Source organism: Prosthecobacter fluviatilis, assembly GCF_055388355.1.
Window position 1 is genome coordinate 1 of record NZ_AP043782.1, and the last position, 19,179, is coordinate 19,179.

At 66.5% G+C, this 19,179-nt stretch carries 10 protein-coding genes and 1 tRNA gene; 9 read left to right on the forward strand and 2 right to left on the reverse strand.

The features are described from left to right. The first annotated feature begins 533 nt into the window (after positions 1–533). The 6 genes from vccA (at position 534) to ACZ5WW_RS00030 (ending at position 9,127) form a co-directional block, all read left to right on the forward strand. Positions 534–4,859 (forward strand): Verru_Chthon cassette protein A, encoded by a 4,326-nt coding sequence (gene vccA / locus ACZ5WW_RS00005; RefSeq protein ID WP_377171393.1) that lies wholly within the window; start codon positions 534–536, stop codon positions 4,857–4,859. Positions 4,860–4,894: 35 nt separating this feature from the next. Beyond that, complete coding sequence (vccB, locus tag ACZ5WW_RS00010) at positions 4,895–5,401, forward strand: Verru_Chthon cassette protein B (protein ID WP_377171390.1); 507 nt, start codon at positions 4,895–4,897, stop codon at positions 5,399–5,401. Then, positions 5,398–6,501 carry a Verru_Chthon cassette protein C gene (gene vccC / locus ACZ5WW_RS00015; protein ID WP_377171388.1) on the forward strand — a complete coding sequence of 368 codons (1,104 nt, stop codon included), beginning with the start codon at positions 5,398–5,400 and terminating at the stop codon, positions 6,499–6,501. The genes vccB and vccC overlap by 4 nt, the downstream gene beginning before the upstream one ends. Positions 6,502–6,519: 18 nt before the next feature. Then, on the forward strand, positions 6,520–7,143 hold the full coding sequence (vccD, locus tag ACZ5WW_RS00020; protein ID WP_377171386.1) for a Verru_Chthon cassette protein D: 624 nt from the start codon (positions 6,520–6,522) through the stop codon (positions 7,141–7,143). Between the two features lie 102 nt (positions 7,144–7,245). Continuing rightward, positions 7,246–7,689, forward strand: coding sequence for an EamA family transporter (locus tag ACZ5WW_RS00025; protein ID WP_377171384.1), 444 nt, complete (start codon positions 7,246–7,248; stop codon positions 7,687–7,689). Between the two features lie 100 nt (positions 7,690–7,789). Continuing rightward, on the forward strand, positions 7,790–9,127 hold the full coding sequence (locus tag ACZ5WW_RS00030; RefSeq protein ID WP_377171382.1) for a voltage-gated chloride channel family protein: 1,338 nt from the start codon (positions 7,790–7,792) through the stop codon (positions 9,125–9,127). 57 nt (positions 9,128–9,184) lie between these two features. Here the strand turns inward: ACZ5WW_RS00030 and ACZ5WW_RS00035 are convergent. Continuing rightward, positions 9,185–9,269, reverse strand: a tRNA-Leu gene (locus ACZ5WW_RS00035). A 143-nt stretch (positions 9,270–9,412) separates the two neighbouring features. Between ACZ5WW_RS00035 and ACZ5WW_RS00040 the strand changes: the two genes are divergently transcribed. The 3 genes from ACZ5WW_RS00040 to ACZ5WW_RS00050 all read left to right on the forward strand — a co-directional run bounded on the left by ACZ5WW_RS00040 (position 9,413) and on the right by ACZ5WW_RS00050 (position 12,982). After that, positions 9,413–11,578 carry an alpha/beta hydrolase family protein gene (locus tag ACZ5WW_RS00040; RefSeq protein ID WP_377171380.1) on the forward strand — a complete coding sequence of 722 codons (2,166 nt, stop codon included), beginning with the start codon at positions 9,413–9,415 and terminating at the stop codon, positions 11,576–11,578. An 81-nt stretch (positions 11,579–11,659) separates the two neighbouring features. Beyond that, a complete protein-coding gene (locus ACZ5WW_RS00045; protein WP_377171378.1) occupies positions 11,660–12,091 on the forward strand; it encodes a hypothetical protein in 432 nt (143 codons plus the stop codon). Positions 12,092–12,337: 246 nt separating this feature from the next. Further along, the gene (locus ACZ5WW_RS00050; RefSeq protein ID WP_377171376.1) at positions 12,338–12,982 is read left to right on the forward strand and encodes a DUF1801 domain-containing protein; all 645 of its coding nucleotides are present in this window, start codon (positions 12,338–12,340) and stop codon (positions 12,980–12,982) included. A 35-nt stretch (positions 12,983–13,017) separates the two neighbouring features. Here ACZ5WW_RS00050 and ACZ5WW_RS00055 read toward each other — a convergent pair whose 3' ends face one another. Beyond that, entirely contained in the window at positions 13,018–18,726 is a 5,709-nt protein-coding gene (locus ACZ5WW_RS00055) for a beta strand repeat-containing protein (protein ID WP_377171374.1), read from the reverse strand. Positions 18,727–19,179 lie beyond the last annotated feature (453 nt).

A 19,179-nucleotide genomic window follows, 5' to 3' on the forward strand; every position in this document is an offset into this window, starting at 1 on the left:
TGGGGTGGTGGGGAGTCCTGGGTGTGGCGGAGCGTGAGGGATCGGGACGATCCCTCTCCGCCGGAGGGGGGTGCGCAGTTCCTGCGGGGTGGGTTTGTTCTGGGAGGGCGGGTGTACGTAGGGGGACAAAAGTTTTAAATTCCTTCTGGACAAGTAGGGTATAGAAGTTTAATAACATACTGTTACGATATGATTTAAACGGCGCTTCAAACCGCCGGCGTCAGCACCGATCCGACAAACGGAAGGACCTTCCCAAAGCATCCCGCCTCCTGATCCCTGCCCAGGGGAAAGGCGGCGGCCCACTCCCCGGAACACCTTCATGAAAAACCTCCAGACTTCAGCCTCACACATCCCCGCCTGTGCAACGGACATGCTCCGCTGCTGCGGATGCTGCTGAGATGACGCTGTGACGGGGGCCTGCTGCCGCCCGTCTGCCCCTGGCCTCTGACTCCCTGGCTTCTCCGGGGAGGGTGCCGCCTGCGCCTGCCGCGGCGGCTGTCTGCACCCCACCCTGACTTTCCCCCCTTTTTTTCATGCACCCGACTGTTTCCAATTCTCCCCAGCGCCGCAGCGGCATGGCCCTCGTCATGGTCGTGCTCATGCTGGCGCTCATGCTCACCTTCATGCTGGCCGTGTATTCCATGTCTGGCGCAGAGCTGAAGGGGGCCAGCCGCTACGCCAGCGGCCAGCAGGTGCGGCAGTTTGGTGACCTGGCGATCGATGTGGCGATCTCGCAGCTGCGCAAGGGGACGACGCCTGCGGCGCAAAACATCGGGCGCGAGGTGTGGACGTCGCAGCCGGGCCTGATCCGCCAGCACGATGCCTCGGGGGATCTGCTGGCGGCGTACAAGCTGTACTCGAGCACGCAGATGGTGGTGCCGGCGGGCACGGATGCGGAGGTCTCGCTGCTGAATGACACGCCGCCCTCGAACTGGCAGGAGCTGAAGGCGCGGTATGTGGACCTGAACCGGCCGATCCGCCGCATCGACAGCGCTGGGAACAGCGTGCTGCACTTTCCCATCATCGACCCACGTGCGATGACGGGCGGCACGGATGGCGTGAAGGGCTTCTCGTATTCGGACAAGCTGGTGAATGGCCGCACGGTGAGCGGTGTGAAGACCACGGGAGGAGATGCGCAGCGTCTGCCGATGCCGGTGGAGTGGCTGTACCTGCTGAAGGACGGCACACTGGGGACGCTGGACCTGCAGAACAAATTCATCGCCGCGGTCTCGCCCACGGCGGAGAATCCCATCGTGGGCCGGATCGCCTTCTGGACGGACGATGAAACGAGCAAGGTGAACATCAACACGGCGGCGGAGCCCACGCCGTGGGCGGTGCCGACCTTTTACCATGAGGAGGATGCGGCGCATGCACGCTACCAGCCGGTGAACGGGGAGCTGCAGCGCTACCCCGGCCACCCGGCCACCACGGCGCTGAGCCCGGTCCTCTTTCCCGGCAAGACGCTGACGCCGCCGGACAAGGATGTGATCTACCGCCTGACGCCGAAGATCGGCACGGGCGGCTCCGTGAGCGGCACCATTTCCTACCAGGACAGCGGCATCGCGCAGATCAAACTGGCCTCCTTCCGCAAGGAGAGGCTGTACGCCAGCCTGGACGAGTACCTGCTGCAGGAGGACCGCACGGAGAACAACTTTGGCCTGGGGGTGCAGGCGCGTGATGTGCTGCAGCGCAAGGGCTTCTTTCTCACGGCGCAGAGCCGCGCGCCGGAGCTGAACCTGCACGGGCTGCCAAAGATCGCGCTGTGGCCTGTCAATTATCGCGGCACGGACTACGGCACGTCGTTTGACCAGCTCATCGCCTTCTGCTCCACGCTGAGGCAGAGCGGGAGCGGCGGGCTGCGCAAATACATCTTTCAGCGCGGGAACGCGGACTCCACGACGCAGGACATCCAGCGTCCGGAAAACCAGGCGCTGCTGAACTACCTCTACAACCTGCTGCAAAACCCGATGCCCGGCTTTGCGGCGGTGCCGAGCCAGAACTTCAAGGCGAAGTATGGCGATGACCTGCAGCAGATCCTGGTGGAGATCTTTGACTACGTGCGGAGCATCAACCTGCACGACGGCAACATCGTGCAGGACCCGAAGGTGATCACGCCGGGGGTGGATGCCACGCAGAACTACCTGCTGGGCTACGCGAGCGGCTCTTCGCGCACGTTTCAGTTCAAGACCTTCACGGACCCGCGCTTTTTCCGCGCGGACCCTGACAGCCCGGACACGAACGACGCCGGCCTGGTGGAGGCGCTGGGGTACCCGGGGCACGGGCAGGTGACGCCTTCGCAGTGGAGCACGGGCGGCAAGGTGTATCAGGGCATCGGGCGCTTTCCCACCATCACGGAGGTGGGCCTGCACTTCATCTGCGCTGCGGACAACACGGACGACCCTGCCAACACCTACCCCGAGGTCTATCCCACCATGGGCAGGCCCGGCGGGCGCACGGCACCCACGATGGACGGCGCCACGCCGCAGCCGCGCTGGTACTCGAACTTTCCGCCTGCGCCGGTGCCCAATCCTTTCTTCAGTGAAAAGGCGGACACCAAGACGTGGCCGAAGACCGGCGGCTACCCCTACGGCCCGGACCCGGCGCACCCGGGCTACCAGCCGGTGAACTGGAACTTTCAGCTCAACAAAAACACACCGCTGCAGCCGGGCATCCGGCGCGTGCAGTCGCGGCTGCTGCTGGAGTTCTTTGTGCCTGCGGCGGGCTACACGCTGCTGGAGCCGGAGTTTACCGTGAAGGTCTCCGGGCTGAAGAAATTCCGCGTGAACGGGCAGCAGCTCTTTCCGAATGACACGGAGCTGCTGTACACCGGACGCCGCGCGACCAACAACGGCAGCCAGATGACGGGGGGCCACGGCATCGGGCTAAAGGGGGTGCTGCGCGGACGCGAGGCGGTGTCCCGCGCGCCGATGCCTGCGGACAACAACTGGGGCAATGCGGACTGGAAGGTGAAGCCGGCCTCCTCCGCCGGGGATGAAACGAGCGTGCTGAACTACAACCTGCTGAGCGGCTTTGTGGACATCGACGTGGGCCGCGACGGCTCCAAGCCGATGAACATCTCGCAGGCGGATCTCACGATCGAGATCTACAGCGGGCACCTGGGGCGCATCCCCGTGAGCGGGGACACGCAGGCGCAGCTGGTGCAGACGCTGCAGCCCGGCTTTCCGGCAAACACGGTGGCGGCGCCCACGCTGGTGCGGCAGCCCAACAGCGCCATGAACGCCGCGGCAGACAAGCTGGAGCCGCCTGCGTGGTGGACTTTTTACAGCCGTGGCGCGGTGGGCTTCAGCCTGACGAAGGCGCAGGTGAACGCCATCAAGTCTGACGCGTCCGCGCACTACAGCACGCTGACGAAAAACAGCGCGGCGAGCGACCGCGGGCGCATGTTCCGCGACAACGTGGCCGCGCGCTCCGGCTCGCAGGCCGCACGCGGGGCGTACTTTTTCGGCTTTGATGCGGAGGACTCCGTCACACGCCTCTTCAAGCCGCAGACCTCCGCCACGGTGGCGCAGGCGGAGATCGACGAGGGCAGCGACGTGGTGCAGACGGTGACGGTCAGGCACGGGGACTACCGGCTCACTGCGGCAATGAATGTGGTGGATGCCTCGCAGTGGCAGCCGCACCGCTACTACGGGCAGCGCAGGCTGGCGCACAGCTTCAGCAATTTCGTGTCCAACCAGCACCCAGGCTACGACTACGGCACGAAGTCAGACATTGGCAGCCGGCTGGCGCCGACCAAGGCGGGGGCCACGTATCCCGTGAGCCGCGTCCCGGACCTGCCCTACTTCAGCGAGGCCACCGCGGCCGCGCAGCTCTACGGCGATTTTGACAACGGCCCGGGCCCGGCGCGCGACGGCGCCTACATCAACAAGCCGGACGAGGGGAACGTGAACAACGTGGTGAACGGCGTGCCCTACCTGAGCGAGTCCAACCAGCACACCACGGTGGACGGCGTCTTCTTCACGCCGAACCGCCTGATCGCCTCTCCGGGGGCGCTGGGCTCACTGCCCACGGGCGTGAAGTCCGGCAAGCCCTGGCGCACGCTGCTTTTCCGCCCGCAGCAGGACCACCCCGGCGGCCCGGCCAGGCTCGGCGGCAGCAGCCCGCCGGACCACCTGCTGCTGGAGTATTTCTGGATGCCCGTGGTGGAGCCCTACGCCATCAGCGAGCCCTTCTCCACGGCAGGCAAGATCAACCTGAACTACCAAATCCTGCCATTTACCAATATCAGGCGTGCCAGCGGACTGCATGCGGTGCTCGCGAGCGAGCGCATCACGGCGGTGCCCACCACGGACGCGCCGAGCTACAAGGTCTTTCCCAGCTCCACGGACCAGAACACCTTCTGGACCACGGCCGAGGGCAAGCGCTGGCACTACGGCATCGACGCGGAGAAGACGCTGGCGCAGTTTGAGCAGCGCTTCACCGGGGGGAAGGTCTTTCTGAGCGCCAGCGAGATCTGCGACGTGCACCTGGTGCCGGACAAGGATGTGAGCGACCACACGCAGATGAAGAATTTCTGGGCGGAGCGCCGCCTGACGGGGGACAACACGCGCGAGCGGCCCTACACGAACCTGTACCCACGGCTCACCACGCGGTCAAACACCTACCGGGTGCACTACATCGCGCAGATCATCCGCAAGGCGCGCTCCTCGCCAGCGAACACCATCACGGAGGCAGACACCTTTGAGAGCGAGTACCGGGGCTCTGCGGTGATCGACCGCTTTCTGGACCCAGCGCAGGCGGACCTGCCGGACTTTACCAACGCCACCACGGGCTCTCCTGACAGCCTGGACAACCACTACCAGTACCGCGTGCTGGAGAAGCGCAAGTTTGGCAACTGAGCGCCCCCATTCTTCAAACCCAAAAAACAACGACCATGAAAATCCTGCCTCCTTCATTCCGCACACGCCGCCGGGGCTTCTCCCTGGTGGAGGTCACGCTGGCGCTCGGCATCGCCGCCTTTGGCATCACCACGATCATGAGCCTGCTGCCGCATGGGGTGAACAACGTGCGCACGGCGGGGGAGATCACCGCGGCGTCGCGCATCTCCCAGCACATCCTCGGCGCGCTGGACCAGTCGCAGACGGCCGCCAGCAGGCAGACGCTGCGCTACTACTTTGACGCCTACGCCGTGCCGGTGGACCCCGCAGGGCGCAGCAAGGACAGCATCGCCTTTGTGGCGGAGGTGGGGGCGCCTGTGTCCGATGTGCAGATCCCCGGGAACACGGGCAGCCACGACGCCTTTCTGCGCCGGGTGACGATGAAGCTGAAGCAGACGGCGGCGGCGGACTTTGACTTCACGCAGGCGGACCCGGCGAGCTACAAGCTGTACTCCTACGTGGTCGCCAGCACCGGAAACGTCAGCACGGTCAGCGGCAAATGAAGGCGTCACCGTACATCGCACGCGGAGCGCGGGGCTTCACGCTGGTGGAGCTGATGGCGTCCATGCTGCTGCTGACGCTGCTGATGATCGTGTGCGTCTCGGCGCTGGACTCGGTGCGGCGCTCGGTCACGGGAGTGCACAACAAGACGCAGCAGTTTCGCGAGGCGAGGCAGGCGTTTGAGCTGATCACCAAGACGCTCTCCCAGGCCACGCTGAACCCCTACTGGGACTACTACTACAAAGGCAGCGGGAGCAACCAGCCGCCGGGCGGGACGACGGTGACGCCGCCGAGCGCCTACATCCGCTTTTCAGAGCTGCAGTTTCAGACCGGCGCCGCCAGCGTGCTGCTGGGCGGCAAGGCCACGCGCGCCAGCACACCAGGACATGCCACCTTCTTTCAGGCACCGCTGGGGCTGACGAACGACCAGAACGCGCTCGGCAGCCTGCTGAACGCACGCGGCTACGCCATCCAGTTTGGCGACGACAGCACCAACCGCCCGCCCTTTCTCGCGGACTACGAGATCCCCGTGCGCCACCGCTTCCGGCTGGTGGAGTACCGCCCGCCGGCAGAGCAGGCGGCGCCGTTTCAGGGAAACACCATCTACACGCACCCGGCGGACTGGTTCCGGCAGGATCTGGAACCGGCCACCCGCACGGTGGCGGAAAACATCCTGCTGCTGGTGCTCTCCCCGCGCGTCGCGGCAGAGGCTGCAACCGCCGCCAAGAAGCCGGCCTGGTGGATCGCGCCAAACTACACGTACAACTCGCTGGATGTGGACAACAGCACGCCGGCGGTGGACAAGGTCACGGTGGATGCCGCAGGCAGCGTGGCGCAGGGCACCCAGCACCTGCTGCCGCCGCTGGTCGTGGTGACGATGGTGGCGCTGGATGAAACCTCCGCCGCCCGTTGGGCGCAGGAGTACGGGCAGTCTGCGCCGGACTACCTCTCCGAGGCGGACGCCCCTTTCACCGACGCCAGCCAGCATGACGCCGACCTGGCCCGCCTGGAGGCGTGGCTGGAGCGGAAGCGGCTGAACTGCACCGTCTTTTCCAGCACCGTGCCGCTGCGCAACGCGCGCTGGGACTCGCGCACCTACTGAAACCTACCAGACACTCTTATGATCTACCCTTCCGTCAGGAGCCGCCGGCACGGCTTCAGCCTTGTCGAAATCATCGTGGTGGTGGCCATCCTCACCGTGGCCGCCGTGCTGAGCGCGCCGTACATCGCGGGCATGGCCGCTGCGGCGCGCCTGCGCACCGCCGCAGACGCGGTGCAGAACCGGCTGCTGGAGGCGCAGTCGCTGGCCATCCTGTTCAACACGGACGCCGAGCTGCGCTTTTACGAGGCGGAAGACCTCGCGGGCGGGCGCTCCACGCTGCGGAAGCTGCGCATCCTGACCCTGCGCCCGCCGGAGGACGACAGCGGCGGCGGAGCCACGCCGGCGAGCGTGTTTGAGCCCGTGGGGGCCATCACCAGCCTGGACCAGGAGATCGAGATCAGCACGGACAGCGTGCGCTCGTCCATCATGGACCTCGGCTTTCAGGACAGCAGCACGGACATCTACGGGCGGTACATTGCGCTGCGCTTTCACTCGGACGGCAGCCCGGCGCTGCAGCCCACGAAGCCGTGGTTTCTCACCCTGCACGAAAAGGACGCGCAGCTCCGCGAGCCGCGGCTGAGGAATTTTGTGACGGTGCAGATCGATCCGGCGACAGGCCGCCTGCGCAGCTTCCAGCCGTGAAAGAGGGGGCGGCTGCGAAAGCTGAAGAAGGCTGAGAAGGCTTTTGCCTTGGCGGGACGAAGCGTGGAAGGTGCGTGGCTCACCCTCCGCCCGCCGAAGATCATGGAACGCTGGAAAATGTACGCCTTTGCCGCCGCGCTGTTTGCGGGGCTCACCTCCGTCATTGCCAAGGCGGGGCTGAAGGTGCTGGGGGCGGACCTCGGGCTGGCGGTGCGCACGGTGTTTGTGTTTGCCTTCATCATGCTGAACACCGCCATGTGGACGGGCCTGGAGAAGGCGGCGGCCACGCTGCAGCAGGCGGGCTGGCGGCCCATCGGCCTGCTGGCGCTCTCAGCCGTGACCACCACGCTCTCCTGGATCTGCTACTACCGCGCCATGCATGAAGGGACGGTGTCGTTTGTGTCGCTGGTGGACAAGGGAAGCATCCTGGTGACGCTGACGCTTTCGGTGCTGCTGCTGGGGGAGCCTTTCACGTGGCGCATCGCGGCAGGGGCGGGGCTGATCCTGTGCGGCCTGCTGGTGCTGGCGGGTGGGAAGCCAGCGTGAGGCCTGCGGCCGAAAGAGGGCAGGGGGGCTACTGACTGCAGCCAGTGCGGCTGGCGCTGGCGTGCGGGTGTTTCCTGCCTAGCATGCACACCAAACCTGAATGCCGTCCTCCCGCTCCTCGCTGCTCTCTGATCTTGCGCACCTGCTGCGCTGGACTCTGCTGGCCCTGCCGGTGGCGCTGCTGGCGGGCTCTGCGAGCGCGTTTTTCCTGTGGTCGCTGGAAAGGGTGACGGAGGCGCAGTGGCAGCACCCGGGGCTGCTGTGGCTGCTGCCGCTGGGCGGGGTGGCGGTGGGCTTTCTTTACCACTACCTGGGCAAGGGATCGGACAAGGGAAACAACCTGCTGATTGACGAAATCCACCAGCCGGGCGGCGGAGTGCCGGCGCGCATGGCGCCGCTGGTGCTGCTGGGCACGCTGGTGACGCACCTGTTTGGCGGCTCGGCCGGGCGCGAAGGCACGGCGGTGCAGATGGGCGGCAGCCTGGCGGCGCTGCTGGCGCGGTGGCTGCGCGTGGCGCATGAGAACCGCCGGCTGATGCTGATGTGCGGCATCGCGGCCGGTTTTGGCGCGGTGTTTGGCACCCCGCTGACGGGGGCCATCTTTGCGATGGAGGTGCTGGTGATCGGGCGTGTGCAGCATGATGCGCTGATCCCGGTGCTGGTGGCCAGCGTGGTGGGAGACGCGACGTGCTCCGCGTGGGGCGTGCACCACACGGTGTATCATCTGGATGTGGCCCCCACGGCGGGCACGCATGCGAGCTTTGACGCGGTGCTGCTGCTGAAGACCGCGCTGGCGGGCATCGCCTTCGGGCTGGGCGGGCGTTTTTTCTCTGAGCTGACGCACCGGCTGCAGCGCGGCTTTGCCAAAGTGGTGCCGTATGCGCCGCTGCGGCCTGCGCTGGGGGCGCTGGGGGTCATCGCCCTGGTGCATGTGCTCGGCACGCGGGACTATCTCGGGCTGGGAGTGACGCCGCCGCCCGGGGGGCAGGTGTCCATCGTCACCTCGTTTCAGGAGGGCGGGGCCACGCCGCTGAGCTGGCTGTGGAAGACGCTCTTCACCTCGGTGACGCTGGCCAGCGGCTTCAAGGGCGGCGAGGTGACGCCGCTGTTCTTCATCGGCTCCACGCTGGGCCATGTGCTGGGGAGCGTGATGCAGGAGCCGGTGGCGCTGTTTGCGGCGCTGGGCTTCATCGCGCTCTTTGCCGGTGCGGCAAACACGCCGCTGGCGTGCACGGTGATGGGCATCGAGCTCTTCGGTGCGCACTACGCCATCTACTTTGCGGTGGCCTGCTTTGTCTCCTACTTCTTCAGCGGGCACTCGGGCATCTACCTCTCCCAGCGCATCGGCGTGGCAAAGAGGAGCGTGCTGGCAGTGCCGCCGGACACCACGCTGCGCGAGGCGCGCGAGCTGACGCGCCGTGCGGATGCAGGTGAGTGAAGCCGTGCTTTTTGCGGGCTGTACCCTGCCTCTGGTGACTCTTTGTACTTCAAAGAGTGGTGCTCGGGAAGGGACTCGAACCCTTAAGCCTTTCGGCACAAGATCCTTAGTCTTGCGCGTATACCAATTCCGCCACCCGAGCAGGTGTGAAAAACAGGGGCCGCGAATATAGACCAATCAGTTTTTATGCAACCATTGTTTTAAGTTTTTCTGTCGTTTTTTCGTTCCGCACGAAACTCGGATCACTCTTGCCATCGGGGTCCGTTTTGGGTGTCATCCCATCTCATGCGCACTTCACTGCTCCTCTGCCTGCTGCCATCGCTCGTCATTGCGGCTTCGCCTTACCCTGAAAAGACGCCGGACACGCCGGGAAACAGGCTGATCGGCCGCTACTTTGCGGAGCAGACGCGGGAGATCGCGGCGGAGAACGGGCTGGCGAAGATCCAGACGGCGGCGGACTGGGAGGGGAAGGCACCGGAGTACCGGCGCGAGCTGTTTGAGATGCTGGGCCTGGACCCGCTGCCTGAAAAAACGCCGCTGCACCCCACTAAGACGGGCGAGGTGAAGGGGGAGGGCTACGTGGTGGAGAAGATGCACTTTCAGTCCATGCCGGGGCTGTACGTGACGGCCAACCTCTACCTGCCTGCCAAGGTGGAGAAGCCGCTGCCCACCATCCTGTATGTGTGCGGCCACGCGAATGTGGTGAAGGAGGGCGTGAGCCTGGGCAACAAAACCGGCTACGAGCACCACGGGGTGTGGTATGCGCGGCACGGCTACGCCTGCCTGATCATCGACACCGTGCAGCTGGGAGAGATCCGCGGGGAGCACCACGGCACGTACAGCAAGGGGCGGTGGTGGTGGTTTTCACGCGGCTACACGCCCGCCGGGCTGGAGGCGTGGAGCTGCATCCGCGCGCTGGACTACCTGGAGACGCGCCCGGAGGTGGACAAGACGCGCTTTGGCGTGACAGGCCGCAGCGGCGGCGGGGCGTACTCGTGGTGGATCACCGCGCTGGATGAGCGCATCAAGGCCAGCGCGCCCACAGCGGGCGTGACGGACATGCAGAACCAGGTGATCGACGGCTGCGTGGAGGGGCACTGTGACTGCATGTTCTTTGTGAACACGTACCGCTGGGACTTTGAGCGCATGGTGGCCCTGGCGGCACCGCGCCCGCTGCTGATCGTGAACACGGACAAGGACAGCATCTTCCCCATCGACGGCGTGTTCCGCATCTACCAGAACGTGCGCAGGCTGTACGCGCTGCTGGGCAAGGAGGGGAACATCGGCCTGCAGGTGGCGGAAGGTCCGCACAAAGACCTGCAGCCGCTGAACATCGGGGCGTTTCACTGGTTTGAGCGGTTCCTCAAGGGAGCGGACACGATGGCCGTGATCGATGAAGGGGCGAAGAAAACGATCGAGCCCACCGAGCTGCGTGTTTTCAAGGAGATCCCTAAGGACGAGATCAACACCAGGGCCGACGAGACGTTTGTGCCGATGGCCAAGGCCCCCGCGCCCGCGACGAATGCGGCCGACTGGGAAAAGCAGAACGAGGCGTGGATGAGCGCGCTGAAGGACAAGGTCTTTGCAGGCTGGCCGAAGGACATCGCCTCGGTGAATCCGCAGAAGGAGAGCAGCGCGGAGATGGACGGGGTGCGCATGACGGCGTATGACTTTGAGAGCCAGTCCCCGTTCCGGCTGCGCCTCTACATCGTGCACCGCGACGGGCTGCGTGCCGAGGACCTGGAGCTGGTGGCGCTGAATGTGCTGGATGAGGAGGGCTGGGATGAATTTTGCGCCACGTACCACAGCCGCTTTGGCAAGCTGATCGAGGTCTTTCCCGGAGCGCCGAAGGACGATGCGGCGTTTGAGCAGGAGAAGAAGATGTTCACCAGCTTCAAGTGGGGCATGGCCTACCTCTGCCCGCGTGGTGTGGGCCCCACGGCGTGGAGCGGCAGCGAGAAGGCGCAGACGCAGCGCCTGCGCCGCTTTTACCTGCTGGGCCAGACGCTGGACGGCATGCGCGTGTGGGACATACGCCGCAGCGTGCAGACGCTGCGCGCCATCCCGGGCTTTGGCGAGACGCCGCTGTGGCTGCAGGCGCACCGCGAGATGGCGGTGGACGCGCTGTATGCCTCGCTGTTTGAAGACGGCATCAAACGCCTGGACCTGCACGACATGCCGCTGACGCACAACGGCACCGTGGCGGGAGACCCGAAGGCGGTGGGACCCGCGATGCTGAACGTGCTCAAATACCTGGACCTGCCGCAGGCTGCGGCGATGGCCGCGATGCGCACGCGCACGATCATCTACGCGCCCGACAAAGCCGCGTGGGAGTACCCCGCCACGGTGACGAAGAACCTGGGGAAGGAGACGCAGTTTCAGGTGCGCAAGCCGGTGACAGCGGAGGCGGGGAATGAAGAGCCGAAGAAGAAAGAAGAGCCCAAGAAGTGACTCCTCTGGAGTACGACAGGCACTCCTGCCTGTCGGCCAGCGCTTCCACATCCTCCCTCGTTCCCAAACCACGCATAGACCATGCTCGCCCCAAAGCTCATCACCTTCTTTGCAGGCCTCGCCCTCCTGCTGCCCTTCGCCATCACCTTCTGGATCATGGCTTTCCGCCATCAGGATACCGAAGCGGAGCTCAAGATGCGTCAGGAGCAGATCTTCGCTGAGCTTAAAGCTGAGCACGATTTCAACGATGGTGCCAGCGAAGCCCCCGATGATCGCGACCCGGTCATGGCAGGAGTTGTGGCATATGACAGCATGTGCCTGCCCATGGTGCCTCCTGATGTGTGGTCGTTCTTTCCGCGTCGCTGGGTGGGCCTTGTTGGACTGTTCTGCATCTTCATCATGACAGGCCTCTGGCTCCTGAGCGCCTTCATCCCCGCCCACATTTACAGCGGTAGCATCGGGTCCACACCCCAGCCTGAACCATCGGCTGTCCCAGCGAGCACGCAGAAATGATCCCATGTGCTGAAACCTTCTTCCCAAACTGTGGAGTTCCAAATCGGGCGTCGCATGCACGGTCGTAGGATGGGTGTGGCGACAGCCCGCCCGTCCCTCAGCGCATGGCAACGTCCATGACTCGCCGCCGCCACAGGCGATGTCATACGCAAAAGAGGCTTCCTCATCGACGGCTCAATTTTCCTTCCCTATCCTTTTGCTGATCGACTGCCCGACACGCAGGAATAGACTGCTTCATTCCCCTCCATGAAGAAGACCAACCCCGCCATCGATGCCCACATCTCCAGCGCCAAGGCGTGGCAGGCGGAGATGAAGGCGCTGCGGCGCATCCTGCTCGGCACCGGCCTCACCGAGGAGCTGAAATGGGGGCAGCCCTGCTACACTCATGAGGGTGCCAACATCGCCCTCATCGGCGGCTTCAAGGCCCACTGCAGGCTCATGTTCGTCAATGGCTGCCTGCTGCAGGATCCCCAGGGGCTGCTGCAGAGGCCCGGGGAGCACACGCAGGCGGGGCGGTACATTCCGTTCACGAGCGTGAAGGAGATCAAGGCGCATGAGGCGGAGGTGCGGCGGCTGCTGCTGGAGGCGGTGGAAAAGGAACAGGCGGGCGTGAAGCCGGTGTATCAGACGACAGAGGAGCCGATGCCGGAAGAGCTGGAGACGGCGCTGAACCAAGACCCGGCGCTGGGGGAGGCCTTTGCCGCGCTGACGCCGGGCCGACGGCGTGCCTACCTGCTGCACTTCAACGCGGCGAAGCAGCCAGCCACACGGGCCTCCCGCATCGTGGCCTGCACGCCGCGCATCCTGGCGGGCAAGGGCATGCATGACTGCATCTGCGGCCACTCGAAAATATTCCCCCGCTGCGACGGCTCGCACAAGAACTTCGGCTAGGGCGGCTGCTGCTGCGCTTTTTTCACCGCAGGTTTTCACACACGGCGCGTGCCGGTGCGGCGGCGGCGCAGGGTGAGGGCGGCGAGGCCGAGTGCGGCAAGGAGGGCGCGTGAGGGCTCGGGCACGCTGGCGGTGATGTAGAGGAGGCCTGCGCTGGCGAAGAGGTCGGTGTTCCACTGCAGGGAGGAGTCTGCCAGCGTGGGGAGGGCGAGGTCGGTGCTGAGATCGAAGCCGTTGAGGCTGACGGAGGACCAGTCGAGGAGATTGAAGACATCGCCATAGACGGGGGTGTAGCCGCTGAGGGCGACCTGGAGCACGCTGCCGGCATTGAGGGTGAGCGCGCCGGAAATGAGGAGGGTGTCCACGCTGGTGGAAAGGGTGCTGGCGTAGGCGAGGACGTTGGCGCTGAGGGTGGGGTCCACGGCGTTGCCGGTGGCGGCCCCGATCTGGAAGAGGGCGCGGGGCTGCAGGGCGGTGGCGCCGCCTGCGAGGGTGAGGTCTCCATGGATGGTGAGGATGCCGAAGCCGTCGCCTGCGGTGGCGATGTTGCTGGCGCTGGAACTGGTGCCTGCGCTGATGAGCGCGCCGCCGCTGACGACGACAGGGCCGGTGATGGTGCCGCCGCCGCTGAGGGCGGTGCTGCCGCTTTGCGTGTAGGGGCTGGCCAGGGCGGACACATCCAGCGTGGCTCCGGCATTCACCTGCACCCAGGCGGAGGATTGGATGGAAGCTGTGCCTGCGAGGGCCAGCGTGCCGCCGCTGACGGTGGTCTTGCCGGTGTAGGTCTCCGTGCCGCTGAGGGTGAGGGTGCCGGTGCCGCCTTTGGTCAGGGCGGTGTGGGCGGTGGCTCCGTCCTGAATGACGCCGTCATAGGCGCCTGCTCCGCTGATGGTGAGGGTGGAGGTGCCGGAGGCGGCGCTGTTGATGATGGTCTTGACGCCTGTGCCTGCGCTGCTGAGGCCGGCAATGGTTTCATTGAAGCCGTTGAGGTCGTAGGTGCCGCCGGTGTTGCCGGCGGCCTCTCCGAGGACGAGGCTGCTGGCGTCTGTGAGCACTTCGCTGGCTCCGTTTCTGAGGGTGCCGCCGTTGAAGACGTAGGTGATGCCGAGGAAGCTGTTGGTGGTGTTGGCGAGGGTGACGGTGGCGCCGTCGATGTTGCTGACGGAGGCGGTGCCTGCGAGCTGGCCGGTGATGATGAAGGCGCCGCCGCTGAAGGTGAGGGCGCGGTTGGTGACGCGGGTGAGGGTGCCGCCGAGGGTGAGCACGGCGCCGCCGCTGTTTCTGATGATGCCGCCGCCTGCGCCGTTGACGGTGATGGCGCGTGCGAGGGTGGCGTCTGCGCCGCCGGTGTACTCCAGCGTGCCGGAGGTGGTGGCGGCACCGATGAGCACGGCGCTGCTGGCGCTGCCGAGCGGCTGTGCGGTGCCGGTGGCGGAGAGGCTGCCGATCCTGAGCGTGCCTGCGCTGACGGTGACGGCGCCGGTGAAGGTGTTGGCCCCTGTGAGCGTCCAGGTGCCGGAGCCGTCCTTGGTGACGCCGACGAGGGAGGTGGCGGCGGGGTTGTAGTCGCTGATGATGCCGTTGACGATGCCGGTGGCCGCGCCGCCGAGGAGGATGGTGCGGTTTCCTGTGGCGCCGCTGGCGTCGATGCCGCCATTGATCGTCAGCGTGCCGGAGGAGACGGTGATGCGGGCATTGCCACCGCCGCCGTTGATCTGCGAGAGGGTGCCGTTGATGACGTTGTCTCCCGCGACGCTGGAGATGGCGCCTGCGGTGTTGACGGAGCCGTCGCTGCTGAGGGCAAAGCTGAGATTGCTGCCCAGGGTGATGTTTCCCGAGGAGCCGTCGAGCTGCAGGCTGGGGATGCTGCCACCGGCGACGCGGATGGTCTTGGCTCCGCTGCCGAGGGCGCTGCTGCCGGTGATGACGAGGGTGCCGGTGTTGATGGTGACATTGCCGGTGAAGGTGTTGGCACCGCTGAAGGTGACGACGCCTGCGACGCCGTTGTCGATGATGACGGCGTTGGTGCCGGTGCCTGCGGTGGTGAGGATGCTGCTGGCGATGACGAGGGCGGTGTCTGAGCGGCGGATGTTGAGGGTGGCGGTGTCTGTGCCGTCGGCATTGAGGGAGATGTCTCCGCTGCCGAGGGAGCCGGTGGCGGTGGCGATCGTGGAGCCGACCTGGAGCACGCCCTGGGTGATGGTGGTGCCGCCGGTGTAGCTGCTGTCTGCGGTGAGGATGAGGGTGCCGAGGCCGGTTTTGAGCAGGCCGCCGGAGCCGGTGATGCCGCCGCCGAGGGTGAGGGCGGAGGCGCTGGCGGCATCGACCGTACCGCCGCCGCTGAGGGTGAGTGCGGCGGTGATCCTGTTGGTGGTGGCGCTGGTGACTTTGAGCGTGCCGCCGCTGAGCCGGATGCTTTCGGCGACGGAGGTGTAGCCGGTGACGTCGAGGGCTGCGCCTGCGGAGACGAGGGTGCCGCCGGTGGTGTCTCCGAGGGCGCTGGCGCTGCCGAGCTTGAGCGTGCCGGCGCTGACGGTGATGGTGCCGGTGAAGGCGGCGTTGTTGCCTGAGAGGATGGCGGTGCCCGCGCCCTGCTGGGTGAGGGTGCCGCCGCCGCTGAGGGTGTTGGCAAAGAAGAAGTCCTCGGGGCGGTTCAGCACGAGGGCGGCGTTGTTGACGATGGCTCCGCTGCCGTAGGTGCCGACGCCTGCGGTGACGCCGTCTCCGAGGATGAGGGTGCCGGCGCTGAGGGTGGTGGTGCCGGTGAAGTCGTTGAAGCCGCTGTTGGCGATGGTGAGGCTGCCGGCGCCCTGCTTGAGGAGGGTGGTGGCGCCGCTGAGGTAGCCGGTGCCGGTGAAGGTGTAGTTTTTGGTGGTATTTTCCACCAGGATGGAGCTGGGGCTGAGCTGGGTGGTGAGGTTCACGCTGGTGGAGCCGGTGGCGCTGTCGTCAAAGCGGACGCTGTCCACCACGCCGACAAACTGCAGGTAGCGGGTGGCGGTGCCGCTGGTGGTTTCCTTCCAGTTGACGGTGCCGGAGCCGGTGGCGGGGTCGGTGCCGTCATTGACGTCCCAGTCGCTGCTGAGGGCGCCGGTCCACTTGGGGACGTCGAAGGCGCTGATGCTGAGCTGGACTTTGGAGGCGGCGGTGTTGTTGACGAGGCTGGCGGTGACGCGCGCGGGCAGGCTGCCGAGGGTGAGGCCGCCAAAGCCTGCGCCGCCGAGGGGGCCGGTGTAGGTGATGAGGTCGAAGACGCCGACGCCGAGGCCGGTGCCGGAGATGTTCAGCGCGGTGGTGCCGCCGGTGCTGAAGGCGGTGGTGGCGATGAGTGCGGCGGCGGGGTTGCTGAAGCTGCCGAGATTGAAGTACAGCGTGGAGCCGGTGCTGGTGCCGAGGGTGAGCGCGGAGGTGTGCAGGGTCTGCCCGGCTGCGGCGAGGGTGAGGCCGAGGGCTGCGCCGTCTGCCACGGTGATGGCTCCGCCGCCGGTCTGCGCGGTGGTGAGGGTGAGCTGCCCGGCGCTGACGGTGGTGGCTCCGGTGTAGGTGTTTGCGGCGGTGAGCGCCCAGGTGCCGGTACCTTCCTTGGTGAGGCTGAGGACGGTGCCGCCGTGGTCTGAGATGATGCCATTGGCGCTGCCACTGGTGGCGACGTCAAAGGTCACATTCACGGGGCCTGCGGCGGTGGCGGCGGCGGTGATGGCCCCGTTGAGCGTGAGGGAGCCGGCGGTGACGCGGATGCGGCTGCCGCTGGCACCGCCTGCGGCGATGCTGCCGGAGATGAGATTGCTGCCTGCGGAGCTGAGGAGGGCGGCTGCGCCGGGGGTGTCATTGCCCAGGCTGAGGCTGAAGGCGGAGCCGAGGCTGATGTCTGCGCTGCTGCCGTCGAGCCTCAGGGTGGCGGCGGTGGCGCCGCCGCTGACGGTGAGCGTCTTGGCCCCGGTGCCGAGCGCGCCTGCGCGGGTGATGGAGAGGATGCCGGCGGTGACGGTGACGTTTCCGGCAAAGGTGCTGGAGGTGCCGGAGAGGGTGAGGGTGCCGGTGCCGCTTTTGACCAGCGCCAGGTTGTTTTCATTGGTGCCGCTGCCGCCGAGCATCTGCGCCCAGGTGACGGCGGCGGTGTTGCTGACAGTGAGGGTGGAGATGGCGCTGCTGCCGCCGACGATGGCGTTGGAGAGGCTGGTGATGGCGTTGCCGGTGAGGGAGAGGCCGGTGACGGTCTGATTGCTGGCGCCGGAGGCGTCTCCGAGCTGGAGCACGCCGCTGTTGGCACCGCTGCCAAACTGGAGCGCGGTGGCGGAGGAGAGGCGGCCGTCCCCGCCGGTGAGGATGAGGCGGCCGTTGTTGATGCGGGTGTTGCCGGTGTAGGTGTTGGCGGCGGTGAGGGTGAGGGTGCCTGCGCCGCCTTTGGTGAGCGCGGCGGTGCCGAGCGTGCCGGTCTGGAAGGCGGTGGCGAGGGTGACGTTGTTGCCATTGGTGTCGAGGGTGGCGATGACGCCGTCGTTGATCCTGATCTGCGCGGAGACGTCGCTGGTGTTTCCGGTGGCCCATTGCAGGCTGGAGGCGGCGGCGTAGGTGACGGTGCCGCTGCCGAGCGCGCCTGCGGAGAAATTGAGCGTGCCTGCGCTGAGGGTGACGCCGCCGGTGAAGGTGTTTGCGGTGTTGCTGAGGGTGAGCAGCGCCGTGCCGGTCTTGACGAGGGCGAGGTTGTTCTCATTGGCTCCCGCACCGCCGAGCAGGCCGGCAAAGGTGACGGCTGCGGAGTTGCTGACGGTGAGGGTGGAGACGCTGGTGCTGCCGCCGACGATGGCGTTGGTGGTGCCGGTGCCGACGGTGGCGATGGAGGTGGTGGTCTGATTGCTGGCGCCGGTGGCGTCTCCGAGCTGGAGCACGCCGCTGTTGGCCCCTTGCCCCAGACTGATGGCGCCGGTGGTGGCGAGGCGGTTGTCCCCGCCGGCGAGGGCGATGCGGCCGACGCTGATCTTGGTGAGGCCGGTGTAGGTGTTGGCGGCGGTGAGGGTGAGCGTGCCGGAGCCTGTCTTGGTGAGCGCGGCGGTGCCGAGCGCGCCGGTCTGCAGGGCGGTGGCGAGCGTGACGTTGTTGGCCCCGGTGGCGAGCGTGGCGGTGACGCCGTCCTCGATCCTGATCTGCGCGGAGACGTCCTGCGACTGGGCGCCGTTCCAGGTGAGGGTGGCGTTTTCCTTGAAGTACACCGTGTTGGTGCCGAGCGCGCCGGAGGCGAACTGCAGCTCCGAGCCGGAGAGCAGGGTGATGCCGCCGGTGATGGTGCTGGCGGTGCTGGTGAGGCGGAGGGCGCCGCCGCCGGAGAGGGTGAAGCCCTGGGTGCCCGCGAGCCTGGCGGAGAGCACGAGGATCTGATTGGCCACGGTGATGGTGGGTGCGACGCCGGTGGAGGTCTCGAGCGTGAGCGCAAAGGTGCTGCTGCTGGCGAGCGTCCAGTTGTGGGAGGCGGTGGTGTCGGCAAACTTCAGCGCGCCGACGGTGTAGCTGGCGTTGACGGTGATGGTGCGCGCGGCGGTGATGTCGAGCGTGCTGAAGTCTGCGATGGCGTCTGTGCCGCTGGCGATGATACCGCCGGACCAGCTGGTGGTGGCGCTCCAGTTGGCGTTGCCGGTGGCATTGGTCCAGACGCCGTCGGTGGCGCGCAGGGGGGAGGCAAAGAGGGCGAGGGCGAGCAGGGGCGCGAGGTGGCCGGGGGAGGGGAGTGTTTTTTTCGGGGCAAACATGGGGCGGTGAGGCCGTGGGGGCTCGGGTGTGCCCGCCGCCTTCGTCTTTGAGATCGGCGTGTCAGGGCATGGTGGCGGAGTCCTTCCGTGAAAACGGATCGGTGGTGGCTGCGGACCTGCGCCGGGGCGGCGGGGTCACGCGGGCCGGGGGTGCGGCTTCTTCAAAGGGGCGTCAACACGCGGGCCGGAGGCTGTGCGGCTCCGGGGGGAAGGGGGCGGTGTGTGAGGGCTGCATGAAGATGATCCTGTGGGGGAGAGGTGGCCGCGCCCTTTCCGGTGAATGGGGGATCAGGAGGCGGTGTGCTGGCGGTGGGACCTTCCGTGTGTCGGATCGGCAGGGAGTGGGCGGCGGACGGCGATGAAGGCGCGGCCTGCTTTTAATCCCTATCTAATTAGGATGGTATTAGATGTTTAAATCATCCTTGTCCAGTAGAGATTTGGAGTTTTTTTGCG